The sequence below is a fragment of the Facklamia sp. P13069 genome (genome assembly GCF_050409405.1).
In the GTDB taxonomy this organism is placed as follows: domain Bacteria; phylum Bacillota; class Bacilli; order Lactobacillales; family Aerococcaceae; genus Facklamia.
In genome coordinates this window covers 1-2,232 of the sequence record NZ_JBNUPN010000051.1, presented here as the reverse complement: position 1 = coordinate 2,232, position 2,232 = coordinate 1, and the positions used below count along the sequence as shown (strand labels likewise).

Annotated in this window: 1 pseudogene; it reads right to left on the bottom strand. The window is 29.9% G+C overall.

Annotated elements, in window-relative coordinates:
• Positions 1 to 145 precede the first annotated feature (145 nt).
• Positions 146 to 2,104 (bottom strand): annotated as a pseudogene (locus ACQV2T_RS09290) (CD1107 family mobile element protein).
• Between the last annotated feature and the right edge of the window lie 128 nt (positions 2,105 to 2,232).

The window sequence follows — 2,232 nt, the reverse complement described above, 5'->3', positions numbered from 1 at the left end:
GTTTTATCCCGCAAATTTTTAAAATTTCAGGACATTTTCATTTACGGTTGACACAATAAATAGTTTTTAAAAAGTAATAAGGGCGAAAAATTTTACTCTCTCACCCTGTTTTTCGTCCCAAATATTATATAGTTTTAGTACAAACTTACTCTAACTCATCATCTTCTTTATCTTCTGTTTCCAACGACTCATCTAGTTCATTTTCACTTTCCTCTGCCTCTGAAAAGAAATCATCATCTTCCTCCTCAAAATCTTCAAGCTCCTTATCTTCCTTTTTTTTAATAACCTTGAAATAATATCCTGCTCCTAATGCTCCTACTATTACAAGAGCAAGGATTAAGTATGTTCCTGTATTGCTACTTTCTTCTTTTTTCACAGGCTTAGGTTCTTCTTTTGCCGGTTCTTCCTTTGTAATTTCTTGTTTTGGTTCTTCTTTCTTCTCAACCATATTAAGGAGATCATCTTCAGATACTTCTGTTAAAAGCATCACATTTTCGCTATCCTCATCATGGTTAATAATTAAGTGAAAAGTTTTACCATTTTTAGTTGTAAAGGTAACAAACTGTCTTGCATCTGCTGAATACATATGGCTTAAATTATTTTCTTCACTTTCATTATGGTGAATTGGGTAGTCATTGTTCGCATTATCCTTATTCTCAGTAACAGTTCCTCTTGCCTTTGATGGAGCTGAAGCAACTCCTTTATTGGTATTTACATTTTTATTTGAATCATCCATCTGTGAACTATTACTACTATTATTGGAAGGCTGTTTTGGTGTCAGCTTATTTGGATAACGAATTTCTTTTTCTTTATCATTGCTTTTTCCGGTATTTATATCCTTTGTATTACTTTTTCTACTATCCTGTGGCAATGAATCTTTTTTGATATCTCTTACAGATGTTTGTGGTAAATCTCCTGTTTTTAATTTGATTTGTGAAGTAGGACTAACTGGAGTTTCAACTAATTTATGCGAAATAGGAGTTTTTCCAAGCTCATTCATCTTTTTATCAAGCTCCTTAATCTTCTCAATTAGTTTATCCATCTCTTTTTTCATATCTTGTGATAAGTTTTTATCTTCCTTGCCTTTATCAAGTTTTTCTTTCAGGCTATCTATTCTTTCTTAAAGCTCTTTAATTTTCTCTTTTTGCTTATCGTTTAATTTATCCTTATCCTTAGTTTCCTTGTTTAATTTATCAAGTTTTTCTTGAAGAACTTTAGATTCCTTTTCTATTTTGGAAATATCATTCTTAGTAATTTCTGTTTGAGTTTCCTTATTCTCCGTCTTTGTATTTTCTGTCTGAGTCTGAGCATTACTTTCAGATTTTTTTACTATTCTGATAATACTATCATTACCATCACCTTTTACTGTATAGCTCACGAAATCATCGTTAAAACTCATATTATCATCAAGCATTTCAAGATCAGAAGAATCTATCACCTGTTTTTTTTCAAATAAAGCTATATATTCCTTATATACCTTTCCATCTTGGTATTGATATTTCACTTTTACTTCACTTTTTGTCTGACTCTCTTGATCCTTGGTATCAGTATTTTCTGTTTGAGATGATGCATTAGTTACCCTCGTATATAAATCCTCTAAAGGATATTCAATAAAAGCTACCCCTGTATAATATCTATTCCATGTTTCAATAATTAGTTTATCTTCAGAAATTTTTATATCTTTTACATTGTTGATATTAGGATTTGCATTAAGAACATTTTGCTTAATACGCTCAATTGTTTCAGGTTTTAGATCCCCACTATAATCTATCTTTTCTTTTATTACATTTCGGTTTAATTTATAAATATGTGCTTCAATTTCATAGACAAATTCATCTTCTTTATTCACATATCTTTTTTTTACTGCACTATTTTTTTTTTACAAAACCTATATAATAATCTCTAAAATATTTTTCACCCTCCAAGCTTATAAATTGTCCAAATCCATGACTAGCACTTATATCATGAGGGTAGCTTTTTTGACTGATATAGTCTAATTCATAAAGAGCATGAAATGGATTTTCCTTATTCATATTTTTTGTGTAAACACTTCACTAAATACAAGATCATCTCCTCCACTTTGATTTGAAATCCAATGTTTCATTAGAAATTTAAATTCTAACTCTTTATTACTATTTCTGTAAAAATGTTTGGAAAATTCATAGTTTAAACTTTTATATAAATTGCAAATAGAACTTAGCCACCTAGAACAAAGTAGGCCTCGCTCATGAG